Annotated in this window: 11 protein-coding genes; 7 read left to right on the forward strand and 4 right to left on the reverse strand. The window is 40.8% G+C overall.

Annotated features, from left to right (window positions below):
• Window positions 1-177 precede the first annotated feature (177 nt).
• Both KUL10_RS08225 and KUL10_RS08230 read right to left on the reverse strand, forming a co-directional pair.
• Window positions 178-1200 carry a FecR family protein gene (locus KUL10_RS08225; RefSeq protein ID WP_110428450.1) on the reverse strand — a complete coding sequence of 341 codons (1023 nt, stop codon included), beginning with the start codon at window positions 1198-1200 and terminating at the stop codon, window positions 178-180.
• On the reverse strand, window positions 1197-1787 hold the full coding sequence (locus KUL10_RS08230) for an RNA polymerase sigma factor (protein ID WP_110428451.1): 591 nt from the start codon (window positions 1785-1787) through the stop codon (window positions 1197-1199). The genes KUL10_RS08225 and KUL10_RS08230 overlap by 4 nt, the downstream gene beginning before the upstream one ends.
• Window positions 1788-1979: 192 nt before the next feature.
• On the opposite strand from KUL10_RS08230, the gene KUL10_RS08235 reads away from it, so the two are divergent.
• From KUL10_RS08235 to KUL10_RS08260, 6 genes are all read left to right on the forward strand, one after another.
• Window positions 1980-5120 carry a TonB-dependent receptor gene (locus KUL10_RS08235; RefSeq protein WP_110428452.1) on the forward strand — a complete coding sequence of 1047 codons (3141 nt, stop codon included), beginning with the start codon at window positions 1980-1982 and terminating at the stop codon, window positions 5118-5120.
• Window positions 5121-5334: 214 nt separating this feature from the next.
• Window positions 5335-8421: a TonB-dependent receptor gene (locus KUL10_RS08240; RefSeq protein ID WP_233499756.1), complete on the forward strand. Its 3087-nt coding sequence runs from the start codon at window positions 5335-5337 to the stop codon at window positions 8419-8421.
• A gap of 99 nt (window positions 8422-8520) precedes the next feature.
• The gene (locus tag KUL10_RS08245) at window positions 8521-9261 is read left to right on the forward strand and encodes a SapC family protein (RefSeq protein WP_110428454.1); all 741 of its coding nucleotides are present in this window, start codon (window positions 8521-8523) and stop codon (window positions 9259-9261) included.
• Entirely contained in the window at window positions 9251-10276 is a 1026-nt protein-coding gene (locus KUL10_RS08250; RefSeq protein WP_110428455.1) for a cupin-like domain-containing protein, read from the forward strand. Before KUL10_RS08245 ends, KUL10_RS08250 begins: the two co-directional genes overlap by 11 nt.
• A 6-nt stretch (window positions 10277-10282) precedes the next feature.
• On the forward strand, window positions 10283-11788 hold the full coding sequence (locus KUL10_RS08255; RefSeq protein ID WP_110428456.1) for a tryptophan halogenase family protein: 1506 nt from the start codon (window positions 10283-10285) through the stop codon (window positions 11786-11788).
• Window positions 11785-13308 carry a tryptophan halogenase family protein gene (locus KUL10_RS08260; protein WP_110428457.1) on the forward strand — a complete coding sequence of 508 codons (1524 nt, stop codon included), beginning with the start codon at window positions 11785-11787 and terminating at the stop codon, window positions 13306-13308. Before KUL10_RS08255 ends, KUL10_RS08260 begins: the two co-directional genes overlap by 4 nt.
• Window positions 13309-13355: 47 nt before the next feature.
• On the opposite strand, the gene KUL10_RS08265 is transcribed toward KUL10_RS08260, so the two are convergent.
• Complete coding sequence (locus KUL10_RS08265; protein ID WP_158525345.1) at window positions 13356-14480, reverse strand: polysaccharide deacetylase family protein; 1125 nt, start codon at window positions 14478-14480, stop codon at window positions 13356-13358.
• A gap of 102 nt (window positions 14481-14582) precedes the next feature.
• Between KUL10_RS08265 and KUL10_RS08270 the strand changes: the two genes are divergently transcribed.
• Window positions 14583-15908 (forward strand): MATE family efflux transporter, encoded by a 1326-nt coding sequence (locus KUL10_RS08270; protein WP_110428459.1) that lies wholly within the window; start codon window positions 14583-14585, stop codon window positions 15906-15908.
• On the opposite strand, the gene KUL10_RS08275 is transcribed toward KUL10_RS08270, so the two are convergent.
• Entirely contained in the window at window positions 15905-20485 is a 4581-nt protein-coding gene (locus KUL10_RS08275; protein ID WP_158525346.1) for an EAL domain-containing protein, read from the reverse strand. The genes KUL10_RS08270 and KUL10_RS08275 overlap by 4 nt on opposite strands.
• Window positions 20486-20701: the final 216 nt, after the last annotated feature.

Here is a 20701-nt window from a genome sequence, read left to right on the forward strand (position 1 = left end):
CAGTGCACTGAACCTTTTCATCTACAAATCGAAGCAGAAAATACAATTTTCTTAGCGTTTAACACTCAAATTACTCGCGTGAAGAACGGAACGCTTTTTAGGGCTGAGAAGGTTCAGACGCGATTAGCAGACTAATAGCTGAATCATTTGTTAATTCGGAGGAGTAGAACTAGAACACTAACTTCCGCTTAATAGAACTCGGCCATCAGCTCTAATGACTTTGATGTCAAAGTTAGACTGTAAAGCTGACAAAAACGCTTCAATATCATTCGTTTTGAACAAGCCCGCGATTTGCATTTCCTTTAAACGTTGCTCTTTAAACGTAAAGGTTAAGTCGGTGTACCGAGATATTTCTTTGATTGCGGCATCAAGCTTTTCACCTCTAAATATCAACTCACCATTTTGCCAAGCCAGATGAGACTCGACCGCTTTGCGATCAGTGCTATCTACTAGCGTATTTGATAAGTGACTAGTTATATGAGCAAATTGTCCTTCTTTTAAGGATAATGAGGACGCTGGTAAGTTAACTTCTCGTTGTAAAAGAGGTGTATTCACAAAATCGAGATCCTGCTCAACGAGTACTTTTCCATCGGTGACTACTAACTCTACTCTTCCCTCTTTTAATTCTACGTTAAAGGCTGTTCCGACAGCCTGAATGACAGTATTTCTGGCGATAACGTTAAGCGGTTTGGTTGAATCATGAGCTACATCGACGAACAGCTCCCCCTTAACTAACTCTAATAGTCTTTGTTTATCGGTATAGGTCACCCTCACCAAGCTATTTGTATTTAAATAAAGTTGCGTGTTGTCCTGAAGAGTAAAGTTTGAATACTCACCAATTTGAGTTGCATACTCGCGCTGGTACTTAATCTCTTGAATAGGAGAGCTTAATAAGTAAACACTCAATGATATAAGTGCTGCAAAGGCCACGCTTGCGGCACTCGCCAGTATTTTATTTCTTTGCCAGAAGCTAGTTTGAGCTTGAGTTTCAAAGAGTAAGCCTAATTTCGAAAGAGACTCTAGTTTGTCCCACACCTGGACGACTTCCAAAAAAGTCGCTTTATTGACAGTGGATGAGTCTAACCAAGCTTGCAACTGCTGAGTTTCTTGCTCACTAAGCTCTCTATCCAGTTTTGCCACCCAAAGACTGGCTTGCTCAATTGCCTTTTCTTTGCTGTTTATTTCGTGAACATTACTCATTTATTAGCGCCTTCAAATTGAGTCAGAAAGGAGTTTAACGTCTCTTCTTGAGCAGTTAGTCTGTTGCGTTTTTGTAAGTTCATCATATGCATCGTGCAACGGCGAAGGCCCTGTGAAATGTGTTTTTCGACTGTACTTTGACTAATATTCATGTCTTTCGCGATTTCTTTTTGAGAATATCCATATACTTTTTTGAGTACAAATACTCGCCGACATTGTTGAGGCAATTGTCTCACTGCCTCACAAAACTCAGCGAATTCGTTGTTGCTTGCAATATGTGCGTAAACTTCGTCATTTTCATCTTTATGAAGTAAATAATCGTTTTCAGTTTCAGCGTGATCAGATAAACGAGTTTCTGCTTTTTTATTGTAGTCTAGCGCAAGGTTTCGGGCTGTCTTCATTAAAAAAGACTTTGGCTTTTCTATCTTGTCTTCACATTCTAACTGACAAATCCGAACATACGTCTCTTGCACTATATCTTCAATTTCTTTGGGTGGCACTAGTTTAGAGACCATCCTAGTTAGGCTTTCTTTAGTCGCCACAAATACTGTGTGCCATGTGCCTATATTTGACGTTTTTTGATCCATTAATGCTCTTCTTTAATCAGCGCTTAAGGCTTCTTTGTATATAGACGAACGAGTCTTCATAATCCGCTATTGAATTAGCCAGAATCAAAGATAATAAATGATTTCTTAGTGGGTTGAGACAACTTGTTAACAACATGTTATTGTTTTTAGTTGTCAAAGTGTAGTGTGTGGTAAGGGATATATGCATTTTTTATGAAATTAAAACGGTATTTTAAGCTAGGGATTGGGTGTTGTTTGGTAATAATTTCAAACTTCTGCCTTGGCTATACTTTACCTCAACAGGCTAACTTGCCAGCCAAAACTCCTACAGAGCGTTTAAAAACTAAAGAACCGCATACCATATCGTTTGATATTCCTAGTGGCGACGCTGATGTCGCTCTCATCGAGTTCGCAAAGCAAGTCGATTTAACAATTATTTTTCCTTTTAAGAAAGTTGAGGGAGTTCAGGCAAATCGCTTATTTGGAAGTTTCACTATCCGAGAAGGCATTGATCGACTTCTCGCGGGTACAGGGTTAGCGGCCACTTTCGAGTCAGAGGGTGTAGTAAAAATTAAGCGAATCTCAATTCAAAAAATTGAAGATGCAAATAGCTCTGTCTTTTCTAAGTTTTTTGAATTACTGACGCTTCAGGGCAAAGACATCGTGACATACCCAGATGAGTTGCCAGATATTGAAACTATTGAGGTTACGGGTTTACGCAACAGTCTGCATTGGGGGATTGAGCTTAAGCGAAACGCTAATGAAGCTTTCGACTCCATTCAGGCTGAAGAAATTGGAAAGTTTCCAGATACTAATCTTGCCGAATCCCTTCAGCGGATATCTGGTGTTTCTATCGATCGAGCCGAGGGTGAAGGTCAGTTTGTGACTGTAAGAGGGTTTGGGCCTCAGTTTAATTTGGTACAAAGTAATGGTAGGCCAATGGCCTCAGATAATTTAGGTCGCGAATTTAGTTTTGATACAATATCGCCTGAGTTAGTTAGGGCGATAACGGTCAATAAAACATTTACTGCATCACAGCCCTCTGGTGGTATTGGGTCGACAATAAACATTGAAACTGCAAAGCCATTTGCATCTGATCGGTTCGTTGTTGCAGGAAGCTTAAAAGCAAGCTACGACACAAATAGCGAGCGCTCTACACCGCATGCATCTTTGTTTTTAAGTAATAGCAACCGCAAGCTGGGTTGGTTATTGTCGCTTTCTCATCAAGTTAGACAATCCCGAATCAATGAAGCACAGACAGACGCTTGGTTGTTAAATACGGATATCAGCCCTTTAGAAGGCCGCTCACAAGCAGGTAGCATCACTCAAAATACGTTTATTCCTCGAAACTACGATCAACGGGTTCGATTTGAAAAACGAACGCGAACAGGCGGAACGGCAGTTATCCAATATAAGCATAGTGATCGCTTAGAAATGAGTCTGGATTACTTGCAGTCAGACTTTACAGTTAAAACCGACTCTACCTCAATGGGACATTGGTTTACCCCTAGTAACGTCGAAAACGTGATTACTGATGAAAATGGAACGGCTATCTCGTTTTCTCAGCAAGTGGGTCATGCAACTGATTTTCATTCACGCACATTTGATCGGCCCTCAAGTGTTAGTGCGCTGGGGTTCAATGCTAAATTTCAAGCCCGTCCTAATATTAGCGTTGATTTTGATGTGTCTCGGTCAAAAGCCAGCACGCAAGATACTAAGGGCGCGCGTAATGCCCTGACCTTAATTGGGTATTTGAATCGTTCATCATATAACAATGTACGTGATCAAATTTTACCTGAGATTTCTGGCTTCCAAACGGCCCGTGATGACATCGTTGATGCATTGGGAAATGTTTCGGGTGTTTCAAACTACCTCGACCCAGCTAACGCCCGCTCCCATGTGATGTTGCGCCGAGGTTGGAATATACAAGATCGTTTTGATCAGGCGAAAGTAGACGTGAGCGTCTTTGACGCTTTTGACTTAAACCTTGAAATAAAAGCCGGTCTTTTACAAAGCAAGCAATCAAAACGAAACGAACGCTGGGACAATGAAAACAACGCTGTGCATTGTTCATTTTGTGGTTACTTTCCTGAACCCGATCTCCCTGATAGTTTTCAAACCGTTTTTGATGCTGGCAGTCAGTTTTTGAAAGGAATCAGTGGCTATCAGTCTATTCCTAACAAATGGTTAAGACACAATGGAGAGCAATTATTTGATTTTTTAGAGTCTAATAGTGACGTCAATTTTGATGCGGTTTTGAGAGATAACTCATATTTTGTAAGTGAAACAGTCAATGCTGCGTATCTTTCGTTTTTTCATGATTATCAGTTTAAGACCTTTGATCTCGACGTAACATATGGGTTGCGCTACGAAAATACTCGTCTAAGTGTAAACGGGTTTGAAGCAGATTTACTTGGCCTGACTGTACTTGACCAAACCGAATTAGGGCAGCGTTCTAGTGCAGGGAGACCGCTATCTGAGTCTTCGGGATACAGTAACTGGTTACCAAGCTTAACGATCAAGAGTGAATTTTTTGACAGTTTTATTGCTCGGATTGCTGTTTCTAAATCGTTGACGCGACCAACTATGACTCAATTATCGCCCAGCCTGATTGTGACGACTACTCGCCAAGGTGGAGATTTACGTGCACGCTCAGGATCCCCAGCGCTAAAGCCTTTTGAGTCTGTGAATACTGATTTTTCGCTCGAGTGGTACTACAAACCACTTAGTTATATCTCTTTGAGTTATTTTAGCAAACGAGTCAGTAACTTCATTGTCGAAACGGTCAATCAAAGCAGTATTAATGATGTACGCGATCCAAGCACCGGTATTGATGCATCTTTGCCAGACCCTTTTGATGATATCGCCTTGTTCGACATTATCCAGCCGTTAAACGGTCCAACAGCTCGTGTGAGCGGTTTAGAGTTTGTTTTACAACACGATTTTTCAAACGGTTGGGGAATTATTGCAAATTCTACCTTTGTGGATAGTAACGCTACGCTTGATACTTTTGATACGACACAAAAATTTGCGATTACAGGTCTAAGCGACTCGAGAAACCTTGTTCTGTATTACGAAAAGGAAGCTTTACAATTTAGACTATCACTGAACAATAGAGATGGTTTTTTACAATCATTAGTGCAAGTGCAGGGGGCAGAACCGACATTCGTTCGCGCATATAAGCAACTTGATGTTAGTGCTTCTTATCAATTGAACGAAAATCTCTCTGTCTTTTTTGAAGGAGTAAACCTCACTCAGGAAAATGTGTTAAAGCATGGCCGTTTTAGCAATCAATTCCTGCTGGCTCAGCAACCTGGCGCAAGATATGCGCTGGGACTCCGTTTTAAATTCTAAATATTTTTATCAAGTATTCCTACTAACTAAATATGCCCTTTGCGCGTGTTTCAAACATTTATCAAAACAAATATAGCGGAAAAATAAAACTCGTTCGTCATTGGTATTGACTATGTAAATAAAATGTAATTAGAGCGTGATTGTTTTTAACAAACGCCCGATGAATATTTTAATTTCATAGTGTATTGAAAATTAATCACATTCAAGCAGGCAAATGATGACAACTAAAACAAAAAAACAATTTAAATACACTTTACTCGCACAGAGTATCAGCCTCATGTTGGGCAGTGTTGCAGTTGCGCAGGCTCAAGAAGCACCCAATGCAGAGCCAGATGCAACCGAAGTTATCCAAGTTACGGGTGTAAGAGGAAGCTTATCTCAATCGATGAACGTCAAACGCCAGTCCAGTGGTGTTGTTGATGCGATATCTGCTGTTGATATGGGCAAATTTCCAGATACTAACTTAGCCGAGTCATTACAGCGTATTACCGGCGTCTCTATCAATCGCGTTAACGGTGAAGGCTCTGAAGTCACTGTGCGTGGTTTTGGTGGCAATTTTAATTTGATTACACTCAATGGCCGTCAAATGCCTGCGGCCAATGTATCTACTATAACTGGAAATCCGCAAGATAAAGGCACCTCTGGTTCTAGCCGCTCCTTTGACTTCTCGAATATTGCCTCTGAAGGCGTGAGTGGAATTGAAGTTTATAAGACCGGTGTTGCTGCGATTCCATCTGGCGGGATTGGCGCAACTATTAATATTAATACCCTGAGGCCCTTAGATGTTGGAGAGATGAAAGGCTCGGTGGGTGTAAAAGCAGTAAAAGATGAAAGTGGAAGTGGTGTCACACCAGAGCTAAGCGGATTGACTTCTTGGGTGAATGATGACGGTAACTTTGGTGTGTCGTTATTTGGCTCCTTTCAAGAACGTGATTCTGGAAGTCGGCACATGAGTGTTGAGCAATTTCAACTTCAGGAATGGACAGCCGATTCATTAGCGGCCATTAGTGCACCTGATGTTCAAGTTATCAATGAGCCTACAATCGGGCAAATTGTCGCGATTCCTACTAACATTGGGTTGGGAACAAACCAAGATAATCGCGAGCGCACCAATGCGATGTTGACCTTGCAATTTGCACCAAATGATAGCCTAACGATCACGGCAGATGCGAGCTACGCTAGTAATGAACAAACGTCTTCGTCACTGATTGACGGTGTCTGGTTTGCGCGTCAGTTCAACAGCGTTGAGTTTGATGGCAACCCAATTGTTGCAACACCCGTTAGATTTGCTGAGGATATTGAAGGTGGCAAAGATTTCTTCTTCCAAAACTTAGCACTTGCAACTAAAGATGAACTTAAGTCAGTTGGCTTCAACGTAGAGTATTTTGTCAACGACTCTTTGAATTTAAGGTTTGACGCGGCGAGTTCTGAAGCAAAAAGTGGCGGCAATGGACCCTTTGGTCAAAACTCGATTCGCTTTAACTTTGCTGGCTCAAATGCAGGTTGGCAAGTTGCCGATTTCACAGGTGCAATTCCACAAGCGAGTATCGTTATTGACGATGAATTGAAAGGCAACAATAACGGTATATTTGATAAGCCTGATATTGGTTCACAAGTCACGCAGACCGAAAAGTCGAACCAAGAAACGTCAGTTGATCAAATTCGCTTTGAAGGCTCATATGATTTAGATGAAGTGAGTTTGGATTTCGGTTTAGGTATGTTAAGCACCACGATGAAGCAAACTCGTGAATCAAGCAGTGAAGCTCTTGGTGGCTGGGGAGTAAGTTTCCCAGGCGATATCCCCGAAGGTCTTTTCGAACAAACGTGTACCGCATGTGAATTCCAAGATTTTGATATTAATGGTGTCCCTGGTGCTGATCAAATTGCCCGCCCCGCAGGTTCTACTACCATTCCATTAGGAAGCGTTTCTTTTAGAGGCGACCCGGTTGAATTACTCAATGTTGTCGGCGCTGATTATGGTTTAGCACTAGGTTCATTACCGATAAATGGTTTTGATGATAACACCATTGAAGAAGATATTATTTCTGCCTATTTACAAGCAAAGGCCGACTATGAAGTAAGTGGCATGAACCTTAATGTGGTCGCAGGGTTGCGCTACGAAAAGACTGACGTAACGTCTACTTCTAACCAGCTAGTGCCGCAAAGAATAATTTGGGAGTCTGATAACGATTTTAGAGTCGAACCGAGTGCGGACGTGCAAAGTTTAGTGGGTGAACACAGTTACACTAATCTTCTACCTAGTCTTGATTTAACACTTGATGTTAGTGATGACATAAAAGCGAGAGCATCGTTTAGTAAAACGCTCGCGAGACCATCATACGGGCGTCTGTACTCTTCAACGTCAGTCAGTGCACCCGCAAGGCCAACAGCTCTTGGCGGAAACGCGACGGGTAGTTCTGGCAATGTGAAGCTAGATCCACTTGAGTCTACCAATCTCGATTTATCGCTAGAGTGGTATTACAACGATTCAAGCGTGGTATCTATCGGCTACTATCGCAAGGACGTTGAGAACTTTGTTGGAACCGCACAAGGCTCTGAAACGCTGTTTGGTTTGACTGACCCCTCGTCTAACGCATCAGGAACACTCGCTGCTCAGGCTGCTCAAGAGCTCGCAAGCAGAGGTTTCGATACAAACGAGCGTAACTTATTTACCATGACCGCTATTTTACAGAATCCTCAGGCTTATCCTGGTGGCGCAGCTGAATTTGATAATTCACAAGCCTTTGCTGATTCAGTATTTGGCACGTTTGACGTATTTTCTCAGGCAGGCGATCCATTATTTGATTTCCAAGTGACACGCCCTGTTAATAATCAAAGTGCAGTCATCGACGGTTATGAACTTGCGTGGCAACATTTCTTTGGCGAGTCTGGTTTTGGTTATCAGTTCAATTACACCATTGTAGATGGCGACATTGGATACGATGTTGGTGGTGCGATCAGTGTCGATCAATTTGCCCTCGAGGGTTTGAGTGACACAGCAAACCTTGTGCTTATTTACGAAAAAAATGGTTTGTCTGCACGTTTGGCTTACAACTGGCGAGATGAGTTTCTTAGTCAAGTTAATCGAGGTTTCGGCAATCGAAATCCTATCTTTATCGATGCATTCGAACAAGTTGATATCAACGTGAGTTACGATGTCAGTGAAGATCTTGTCGTGAGTCTAGATATTATCAACTTGACTGAAGAAGGCCAAAAACAGTTTGGTAGGTCGCGCAATAACGTCTTTTTCCTTCAAGAAGCAGATAGACGTTTTGTATTAAGTGCAAATTATCGCTTTTAGTTTCCCTCTAAAGTTTCGGACAGGGACCGTCTGAGCTTTTTACTGATACACTCTAACGACGATAGGGCGATGTAACGATACAGCGAGTAAAAAAACAATATGGCAACAATAGAAGTTCTCAACAATATTGAGCATAAAGATTTAAAGATACGACCAATCGAATCTCATGGAGAAGGGTTATCTGTTAACCGTTCGCTTGTATATGTCAGTGAGGTTGCTAATTTACACAAAGAATTTCCCCTCGTTATTCACAAAGATGAAGACGAAAACGATCTGCAACTACATGCTATTTTAGGGTTTGAGAAAGACGAAAATTTATTTGTAGATGAAAATGGGTGGATATCCAAGCACGCACCTGCTTTGCTTAAACGAGGCCCCTTCAGTCTTGGATACGCTAATACTGAAGATACCAACAACACTGCCAGCCAAGAAAACCCTCTGATTTGTATAGATGTTGATGATCCTCGAGTGAGTGCTGAGCAGGGTGAGGCTATATTTCTGCCATTTGGTGGCGAAGCGCCCTTACTGCAAGATATCAAATCTTCCCTACAGCTTATTCAAATGGGTATGAAATACAATGCAACGCTCTTTGCGATGATCAATGAATTTGACCTGCTTGAACCCTTATCTATTCAAATAAAACTAAACAGTGAAGAAGAAATAAATCTTCAAGGATATTACACCATTCGACAAGATACGCTCACTTCATTATCTGGCGAAGCACTTGAAAAGTTAAATAAATTTGGTGTTTTGAGTGTGCTGTTTTACCTTTTGTCTTCTTTAAGTAATTTTCAGCATATGATTGATATAAAGAATCAAGTGATACCTAGTGAACACTGAAATTAAAATTCTGGATGGATTGACCCCGGAATCGATTCCATTTGATGAACTATTTAGCACTAACCAACCTATTTTACTCAAAGGTTTAGTAAAGGATTGGCCATTGGTGCTCAAAGGCAAACAAGAAGGCCAAAACAGTGTTATGGCAGAACTTGCTGCGCATGATAGCCAACGCCCGTTTTTGGTTTATCAAGGTGAGCCAAGTATAAACGCTAATTTTACTTACAATGACACATGCTCAGGGTTTAATTATTCGAGTCATAAATCCAACTTAACTAAAGTGCTGTCGCATATACGTTCGCAAATTGACAACCAAGAGCACGATTATTTATATATTAACTCTTTGCGTCTAGAAGATGGTTTTCCGTCATTAAGTGAAAATCATGTACTGAATTTCAATCATCCGCAATTTGCTAACAATCGTCCTGTAGCAAAGATTTGGTTAGGCACCGAGTCCATAGCCGCAGCTCATTTTGACTTGCCCGCCAATATCGCCTGTTGCGTTTTTGGAAAAAGGCGATTCACGCTGTTTCCACCTGAACAAGCAGAAAATCTGTATCCGGGACCGCTTAGCCCGACCCCAGGTGGCCAAGTCGTGACAATGGCTGATCTTAATGAGCCCGATTTTGACAAATTCCCACGATTAAGTGCTGCGCTAGACAATGCACTCATTGTCGATATGGAGCCCGGTGATGCACTCTATTATCCAAGTATGTGGTGGCACCAAGTACAAGCATTCGATCGTTTTAATGTGATGATTAATTTCTGGTGGATGACAGCACCTGCCTTTATGGGCAATCCTATGGATGCACTCATGCACGGCATGCTAAGTATCCGCGATAGGCCTTTACATGAGAAGCAAGCGTGGAAGGCTCTTTACGATTATTACGTCTTTGGAGAGTCCAATAAAGTGACTTCGCATTTACCCACTGCTGCTTTAGGCCCTCTAGGTGATATTGATGATGTGGCTGCTAGACGACTCAGAGCGACACTTCTCAACAATTTAAATCGATAAAAGTATATGAATAAAAAGACAAAGGTAGTGATTGCTGGTGGCGGAACATCGGGTTGGTTAAGTGCATACAGCTTGATTGCTCGCTTGGGCGCAGTGTTGGATATCACCTTAATTGAGTCAGATCACATCGGTACCGTTGGCGTTGGTGAAGCAACGATCCCGACAATGCGTAACTATCATCAGTTAATTGGAATCGATGAACAAGAGTTTATGAGAGCGACTCAAGCTACCTTTAAACTTGGGATCGAGTTTGAAAATTGGGGGCAACAACAGCAATCATATATGCACTCATTTGGCGAAATTGGACAGCGTTCTTGGATGGTTGAATTTCATGAGTTTTGGATGGAGGCAAAGGCCAATGGGTTTGGCGGCAGTCTTGATGATTATTGCCTTGAATTAAAAGCAGCTAAAGCTAATAAATTTGCTACAAAATTAGGTAATCGGTCTATTAATTACGCATACCACCTCAACGCAACTGCGTATGCGCAGTATCTAAGAGGTAAGAGTGAAGCGCTGGGGGTAAAGCGTGTAGAAGGAAAAATAACACACATCTCAAACCATGCGAATGGCAATATTTCATGCCTTTATTTAGATAATGGTTTGCAAATTGACGGTGATTTTTTCATTGATTGTACTGGGTTTAAGTCATTATTGTTGGGTGAAAGTCTTGGTGTTGTGTTTGAAGACTGGGGGCATTATTTAGCTGCTGATAGTGCTTTTGCCGTGCAAACCGAATCTGTAGAAGATCCAAAGCCATTTACTGTTGCAACGGCTCACAGTGCAGGTTGGCAATGGCGTATACCTTTACAACACCGCACTGGCAATGGGTTAGTATTTAGTAATCAGTTTTTAGGAGACCAAGCTGCGCTTGATCTATTAACCCAAAACTTAAAGGGAAAAATGATTAGCGAGCCTCGTAAACTCAAGTTTAGAACGGGCAGGCGTCAAAAAGCATGGTATAAAAACTGCGTCGCCATTGGACTAGCAAATGGATTTATTGAACCTTTAGAATCCACGAGTATACATCTAGTCACGACTGCGTTGGTGCGTCTGATGAAACTCTTCCCTATTAGTGAGTCCACAAGCTTCCAAGCAGAACGTTTCAATCAAGAGACAAATAAAGAACTAGAGAGTATTCGTGATTTTATTATATTGCATTATCACCTTACTGAGCGAGAAGACAGCGAGTTTTGGCGACACTATAAAAATATGCAAATTCCTGAGACGCTCAACCACCGTATGCAAATCTTTAAAGAAAATGCATACGCATGGCCTGACGAGGTTGGTTTGTTTAGAGTTGATTCATGGGTCCAAGTAATGATGGGGCAAGGCATTTTTCCAAAGCAACATCATCTTGGAGCCAAGGTGATTGAAACAAAGGGATTACACCAGCAACTTTCGAGTTATAAACAGATGGTAGAAAAAGCGGTGGCTCAATTACCGACTCACGTCGACTTTTTAAAGCAATATTGCGACAGTCATCTTCAACAAATGGAGAAAGAGCAAGCGTGACAAGCATTGTAATAGTGGGTGGCGGAACTGCAGGATGGCTCACCGCTGCTATCATTGCTGCCAAAAACTCGCATTTAAAGCACGGTCAAAATGCTGTTCAGATCAGCTTGATCGAATCGCCTGATGTCAAAAATTTAGGAGTAGGTGAAGGCACGTGGCCCACAATGCGAGAGACACTTCGGAGCATTGGTATCAGCGAACGCGAATTACTCAAAAAGTGCAATGCAAGTTTTAAGCAAGCATCAAAATTCGTTAATTGGCATACTCAAAATAATCACTATTACCACCCGTTTACTCTGCCAAGTTCATACGGAGCATTTAATCTTGCTGAGCACTGGCAGCCTTCAAACGAACAAGATTTTGCAGATTTTGTCTGTGCACAAAGCGCTGCGTGTGAGCAAGCACTTGCGCCGAAACTATCGACAATGAAAGACTACGCTTTTGCGCTAAATTATGGGTATCACTTAGACGCCAATAAGTTCGTCGCCTTATTGCAATCGCATTGTGAGACAGTATTTGGAGTCAATTATATACAAGATCATGTTCAAGGCGTCGTAAATGACAAAGATGGTTATATTTCTCATCTCAATTTAAAAGACAGAGGCACTGTTGAAGGTGATATGTTTATTGATTGTAGTGGTTTTACCTCAATTTTAATCGATAAACACTATGGTATACCCTTTAAAACTTGCTCAGATGTACTATTTAACGACCGAGCCATTGCGGCACAGGTAGAACATGCAGATGACAAAACTGAGATCGCATCGAGTACGATTGCCACTGCTCAATCGAATGGCTGGATTTGGGATATTGCTCTGCAAAATAGGCGAGGGATAGGATACGTATATTCAAGCCGTTTTGAAACTGACAGTAACGCCGAAGTAAGTTTAAAGCGATACATCGAGCAAGATCCCAAACTAGCACGAAGCGATGTGAGTACCCGAACCATCAAGTTTACACCTGGTTACAGACAAAAATTTTGGCATAAAAACTGTGTTGCCATAGGAGTATCAGCTGGATTTGTTGAACCTTTGGAAGCGACTGCAATGGTACTGATTGAAAAATCAGCCCAATGGGTAAGTGAACAAATTACAAATGATCACAAGGCAATGAACGTATTGGCCAAACGCTTCAATTCAGTCACAACTGAACGCTGGATAGAAATCGTTGATTTTTTAAAGCTGCACTATGTATTAAGCGATAGAAAAGATAGCGAATACTGGTGTGCTCATCGAGAGGCCAATAGTATTCCCGAAACCTTAAAAGAGAGTTTGATCCTTTGGCGCACACAAAGTCCATGGCTTTATGAAAGTATGAACCGGTTTGAATTGTTTTCTTCCGCCAGTAAGCAGTTTGTCCTTTATGGCATGCAGTTTAAAACTTCACACCAGCAGCTTTTGAATCAGCAAACCGATACAACGAAAAGGCTCAATCGTATACGAGATGAAAACTATTTGCTAAAGCAGCAATTAATTAAGCAACTGCCGACCAATAGAGAGTATCTAGCAAACCTTAGCTAGGTGCTTTGAAAAATCTAATATTATGATTGAATATCCAATGATAGTTACTAGTCAGGATACGTACCTTGCGCCGTTGCAGTAAAAAACGGCAACGAATACCAATAAAACCTACCGCCTCTAGTTAAACTGGGGGCCGTACAATTTACCCGGCTTCTACCCGGATTAAATTTGCGATTGATTGAAAACGCAAAGTTATGTAACACGGCTTTTTCATTAATAAGCTCGTGTGCGGCTAGTTTGGATTTGGATACTGGTTGTATGCTTACATCCATCTTGTCACCTAAGTAATAGCAAGCAAAACGGTCAGGTAAGAAGTCTTGAGTGTCTACTACTAAAGAAACCGCCAGCGAACTTGTATTGAGTTTTACCTTGGGGTCGTTAGGCGTCTTTTTGATGACGGGCATTGCTAGGCTTCTTAGCTTTGTTTTTAGGCTGTTTAAGTCAGCATATCTGCCTGAGGCTGGAAATCTTGGTAAACCTTGTAGATCGACATACCAAGCAGCCGCACCTGATTGTTGTCCAAACGCTAAATAACCCATTTCGGAGAGCATGTTTTTTAAGCGTCCATCAAACTCACCAAACGGATAGGCCAACCATTTGCGGCTATATCCTACTTGTTGAGTGATGATCGTTTCTGCCATTTCAACATCTCGTTTCACCCTAGCTAGCCAATCGCTTTCGCTTTCATTTTCAAGCATTTCTAGTAGATGAGCATGATCAACAGTATGGTTGGCAAAGGTGACCCCTTCTTTCGACATTTGCTTTACCTCTTCCCAAGTAAGCTGCGAAGGTGAGCTGCCAATTTGCGCTGGGTTAATAAAGACTGTGTAGGCATAGCCATATTGCTTTAACAGCGGGTGTGCGTTCTCTAAAATATTTTTGTAGCCATCATCAAAGGTAATCGCAACTGCGAATTCAGGAAGCGCTTTTTTTTGTTTTATTGATTCTTCTACATCCTCTAGGCTCACAACGGTATGATGCTCGGACAGATATTCGAGGTGCTCGACAAACTTGGTAGGCGTAATCGAGGTAATATCGGGAGTAGTTTCAGACACGTGATGGTACTGCAAGATACTGACGTGTGGGCTAGCGACACTAATACTGTGTATACTCATTAACAAGATGAATGCGCAGATGTTAAAGCTTTTTCTTATTACACGAGAAATTGCCATATTTGATTGCTTTCCTTTTGCGCGGTTGCTCAAAGATTTAAACATGCCTTTGCTTTACTTAAGGCTTTTCTTTAACTTATCAGTATAAGCTGTTTTCACTCAATGCCAAATCAAGCCCTACCAAGAAGCTCATTTTTTTCAATTATTGTGCTCGCCGCTCCACTTATTTTAGCCAATATTACCGTGCCGCTTTTAGGCTTAATCGATACTGCGATACTGGGTCATATGGACGAAACCTATTATTTAGCCGGCGCGTCCATCGCAAGCCTAATCTTCACACAAATAATTTGGGTGTGTGGCTTTCTTAAAATGTCGGTAACAGGCTTAAGCGCACAATCTAAACATGCCTCTTCTCAACAGCAACTTAAAGTCATTGTACAGGCTTTATTTGTCGGACTTTCGATTGGTTTAGTACTAATTTTATTACAACTACCTTTACTCAAGCTTGGATTATGGTTTGCTAGTACTGATGTCAATGTGAATCAAAGCACCAGTGACTATTTTTTAGTGAGAATTTGGAGTGCACCCGCTTCGCTTATTAACTTAGCGTTGATTGGCTGGTTGATAGGGCAACAGCAAACCAAGCTGGTGATGGGGCTACAAGTCCTAGTCAACCTACTTAATATCATTTTTAGCCTGTGTTTTGTGTACCTGTTAGATTTGGGAATTAGAGGTGTGGCCCTTGGTACTGTCCTCGCGGATTACAGCTTATTAATCATAAGTTTAGTGCTTGTTTTTAGACCCTTAGTCATTAAAGAATTTAAACGTACTTGGTTGTCGATTCTTGAAATGCGCAAAGTATTACAACTCAACTCTAATATCTTACTGCGCAATTTAGCACTGCAGTTTACGCTGGCATTTATTACGTTTAATGGTGCTCAATATGGTCCACTAAGCGCTGCTTCAAATGCGATATTAATGCAATTCTTTGCACTTATTGCACTCGGTTTAGATGGTATTGCGAACGCAGTCGAAGCACTTGTGGGAGAAGCAAAAGGACAAAAGGATGTACAAAGGATTAAAAGAAGCGTCAGTCATGGTTTGATTTGGTCGAGCTTGATTGCATTTTTATACGCTTTAGTCTTTGCTATATTTGCTGAGAACATCGTTAGTTTACTGACTAACCAAGAAGCTTTGAATAAAGAATTAGATAATTATTATCTTGTGATCATCAGTCTGCCTTTAATTGCACACTGGTGCTTTTTATACGATGGCGTTTTTGTTGGGCTGACAAGAGCGGTAGAGATGCGAAACACCATGATTATGAGCGTATTGTTTGGGTTTATTCCAATGTTTTTATTGTTTGAGCATCATGGGAATCATGCTTTGTGGTTTGCTCTAATGGCATTTCTTGCTTGTAGAGGCGTGTTTTTAGCGGCGGCGTTCATGAGATTGGCGTCTGGTGGTGGCGCTAAGTTACTGGATTAGCGAGAATCAACAAATGACCTAAACTCGACTGAATCTCGCACGGTCCATTGTTTGTTTATAGTCTTCTCGACCTCTGCACTTGGAAGCGGCCTTGAAAAATAAAACCCTTGTACATATCGACAGCCGTTTTGTTTAAAGTAATCTAATTCTTCTTTTGTTTCCACACCTTCTGCAACGGTGTCTAAGCCTAATAGCTCGGTCATAAATAAAGTGGCGCGAACGATTGATTCGGTGCTCTTATCTTTGAGCATATGCATCACAAACGAGCGATCAATTTTAAGTACATCAATAGGGAAGTCTCTGACGTAACTCAACGAAGAGTAGCCTGTACCAAAATCGTCCAAGGATATTTTAAAACCAAGCTCGCGCATTTCGCGCATGTATTCTAGCGTGTTGACATCATTGTTAACTAATAAACCCTCTGTAATTTCGAATCGTAAACAACTTGCTGGCACATTACATGTATATAGCCATTTAATTATGATATCGAAATCAGGTCGTTTAGAAAAGTGACGAGCGGAAAGGTTAATTGCTACATATCCCTCAAAACCCTTTTTGCGCCAATCTGAAATTGCATATATTGTTTTTTCTATAGCGTTCATGGTCATATCAACAATACAGCCGATTTGCTCAGCAACAGGTATAAAGTCTGAAGGAGACATAAAATTACCATCATCGAACCAACGCATCAGCATTTCATAGCCAGCTGTTTCGCCAGTTTGTATGTTGACTATAGGCTGATAGTAGTTAGTGAAGGCGTTGTTTTTTGCTGCGTTTTTGATTTTACCTTGTAAGATAGTTTGCGCATGCACTTCGTCATTCATCGACTGAGTGAAGTATTGATAGCGGTTTCGGCCTTGTTCTTTGGCTGCAAACATTGCAATATCAGCATCTTTAATCAGGTGTTCTGGATCGTCTGAATCAGCAGGATAAAGAGCTATACCAATACTCGCAGAAATGCTGACTTCTTGGTTTTGAACGATGATGGTTTTTTCCAACTCGTGTAATAAGTTATTGACTCTTTTGTTTATTCTATCAAGGTCTGCAGCGTCTTCAATCACGACCACAAACTCATCGCCGCCAATTCGAGCGACACTGTCTGGTTCTTCAAAGTTATTTTTTATTCGGTTGGCTACTTCGATTAAAACAGCATCACCATATTGATGACCAAAGCTATCATTTATAGGTTTGAATCTATCAAGATCAATAAACATTACAGCCAATATCTCATCATGTTTTTCTGAGATGGTAATTGAGTGTTTCAGTCTTTCAATAAGTAAATTACGATTGATAAGTCCCGTAAGGGGGTCGTATTTGGCAAGAGTTTGAAGTTCTTTTTGCGCCTTGATTTGATCACTTATGTCAGTTGCTATAATAAGATAATAATCGATTTTACTAGGCGCTTGTTCATTTGCGACGGCGTTTATATCCATTAGCAGTGTTGAAGTTTCGCCAAAGATATCAAGTGTATGCTCAACCTTGTATCTCTCGCCAACACTGATACGATTTAGACGCATTAGTGTTGACTCATTCAGCTCAGGAAATTTTTTTAACAGAAGGTGGTTGCTCACCTCCTCATCATCTGATGATGGCACGCGAAAGGCCTTTTTGACCGCTTGATTGGTTGCGATTAATTGTTTGTCTGCATTAAAAATTAATACCCAATCATTGGTATGTGTAAAGGCTTTTCCCAATAGTTTGAGCTTTTCTTCAGCCGCGACGGACGAAGTGATATTGCTATAAGTACCTTTAATTTCAAATTGACCATCGGGCAATGAATACAGGCTACCAACATCTCTGTACCATATCCAAATCCCTTCCTCTGACATGACTCGGTAACTCACATCAAGTTTACTACTTTCTTTGTTTACAAGTGAAAACCATGCTTTATTGAAACGTGGTTTGTCAAGCTCATGCATGCGCTCAATATACGTAGGCAAGCTCATAGCAGAGTTATTTTGGATCTTTAAATCGAGAGCAACTCTATCAGCGTATATGCAGTCTTTTTCTGATGAGTACGACCAAATTGCAGAGTTACTGGCAGTTAATGCATCAGTCAGTCTCTTATTGTATTCGCTAACCTGTGCATTGGCACTTTCTATGACCAAACGAACTTTTCGTCTTTTGATATAGATAAAACTAAGAATAGAAATGCTCAACAAAAAATATATCAAGTAGGCAAATGGTGAAAGAAATGGTGGGTATGCGACATTCAAATACATGCGTGAAGCATCAGTGCCGGCACTTGTGATCTCAAGCTCATAGTTTCCTGGCTTTAATGCTGGCAAAGAGACAGAAGCACCGTTGACTGCGGCTGATGTCAGTATATTTTTGTTTTCTTTGATCGTGTATCTAAATGTTTGATTGCTTTTGTTCTTGTAAGCCATTGATGATACAAATACGGTTAAGCCAAAATCATCATGCTTTAAATTGAGTGTGTAATCGTTCAAAAGTGTGAGAGGCGTGCTGATGCTTCTTGAGCTTAAGGATACATTTGTAATCGATAACGCGTCAGATTCCGCTTCGGTCGCTTTTTTAATTTCTGATGGAGAAAATATAGTAATGCCTAGGTTGCTGCCATATACAAACCGTCCATCTTGCAATTTCTCGCCAGCACCAAGGTTGAATTCTGAAGTAGGAAGGCCGCTTTCAAAGTTGTAAGAAACGCTTTGCTCTGTTGTCTCATCAAATGTGTGTATGCCAGAGTGGGATGAAAACCAAAACACTCCCTCCTTGTCTTTTTTTACATCGTAAATTAAGTTGGTTGTGAGGACATTATCAGTCGAATATTTGCTGATAGTAGAAAACGTCTTCGAATCTATTTTGTATAAACCCAAACCTGCGTATACAAGCCATGATATGCCATTATCAGCAGGTATAAATTGAGTAGGCACAAAGTTTGTTTTACCTTCATTTGCGATCGAGTGCTTTAGTGTTACGGAAAGATCATCAAGATTTATTCCATACACCCGAGACGGGGTGCTTAACAGCATGGAGTTGGAATGTTTGTCTATGCCGAGAAAATAATACACTTCAGCTATGTCTATACCAGAGCCGTCTAATTCAACTTGAGTTAGCTTTTCAGGATTAGTGTCGAACACCCAAATTCCATCGAGGCTAATTAGCCAAATACGATCTTCATCTTCAAAATTCACCGAGTATAAATATTGTTCCAGAAAGTCATTTATCTCTTCAGATTTGAAGGGTAAAGCAGCAAATCGGTTTGTATCAATGTCATAGTATCTAAGACCGTCTTGCGTATTCAACCATAAAAAACCAGTCTGCGTACTTGCCATTTCAATTATTTCAGAATCAGTATAATCACCTACATTCCTTTGACTGGTATTGAATTGTGTGATTTGACCGTCGCTGTATGTGTATTTGTTTAATCCATTGCTAGTGCCCACGAACAGCGTATTCGAATCGTATTCGAAGACTGAATAAACGATATTGTCGCTTAGTCGCTTTTGATCTGGCAGATATAAAGAGTTATATATATTCGTAAAAAGAAGGCTTTTGGGTGACCAGAGCATCGCCCCGTTTTTGGGTGTCCCAAACCATATGTTGCCATCCTTATCATGAGCAAGTGTAGTTATCTCAGAGGAAGATAGCACTTCATATGCTTTGAATGGGGCAAACAGAAAGCGGCTTGTGAGCTCGTTGTACTTGAGTTCAAACAATCCTAGGTCAGTTGCAATGTAGGCGTTTTCGCTATCAACGAAGGTAAGATCCCAAATATTGCGAAGTGGCAAGATGGTATTTAGTTTTAATTCGGGTTTATCGCTGTTAGCTTCTTTCAAGATGTCAGCAATCGACACTTCAAATAAGCCTTTGACGGTGCCAATCAATAACTCACCTTTAGGTGAATCAGTTAGTAATTTAACGTTAAAACTATCTTCACTTTGGTCTGTATTTCCATAAATGAAAGCCGATGATTTGTTTGTTAAGTCTAAGGTAGTTAATCCGAAGTTTGTGCCGATTAATAAGGTGTTATCAGTTAAATATAAGGTACGGATAATGACGCCATTGTCGTACTGTTCTTTAGTTAGGGAAAAGAGCAGTTCGTTTTCATTAGTTTCGAGATTCAAACTGTAAATTGAGTGGCTCAAACCGACAATTAATTCGTCCTTTTTGCCTTCAATGATGCTATCTACATACTGATACCATTCAGCGTGATCAAGGTCTTTAGGATCTAATAAGGTAATAACCTCTTGGCTTGACTTATCTAAGCTCAATATCCCTGAGCTAGCGGTACCGATAATAATTTTGCCGCTACTATGTTCAAACAGCTGATATATCGATGAAGAATCCAGCTCTTTATGCTTTCCTGACACTTTCAGTAAGCTTGCGCCGTCAAATCTATTCAGGCCTTCTTCGGTAGCCAGCCACATGAAATTTTCAGAATCAATAAGAATGGAGTGAATCGTATCTTGATCTAACCCTAGGTTTGTATTTATATACGAAAGTCTAGGCTCTTTTATCAATGGAACAAGCGCGTTTTCATTTGCAAAGGCATTGTTTAGACAAACACACGCAATTAACAGTGATACAATCACTGCAACAATTATGAACCTCACTTTTCTCGTAAATACTTGAAAAATCATATTAATATAAATTCAACGCCTTTTGGGATGCTCTATAAAAAGTCAAGTTGCTACTTAAACTGTTAAAATTATATCACTTGGGTGTTAGCAATTGACTTTTATTGGATAGTATTCACTGCAGTGTGGAGGTTTTTTTGTACTTCAGTTATTTTTCATTTCAATGAAATTTAGAAAGGTTGGTTTAATGGC

Source organism: Glaciecola sp. KUL10 (genome assembly GCF_003203515.1).
In the GTDB taxonomy this organism is placed as follows: Bacteria; Pseudomonadota; Gammaproteobacteria; order Enterobacterales; family Alteromonadaceae; genus Glaciecola.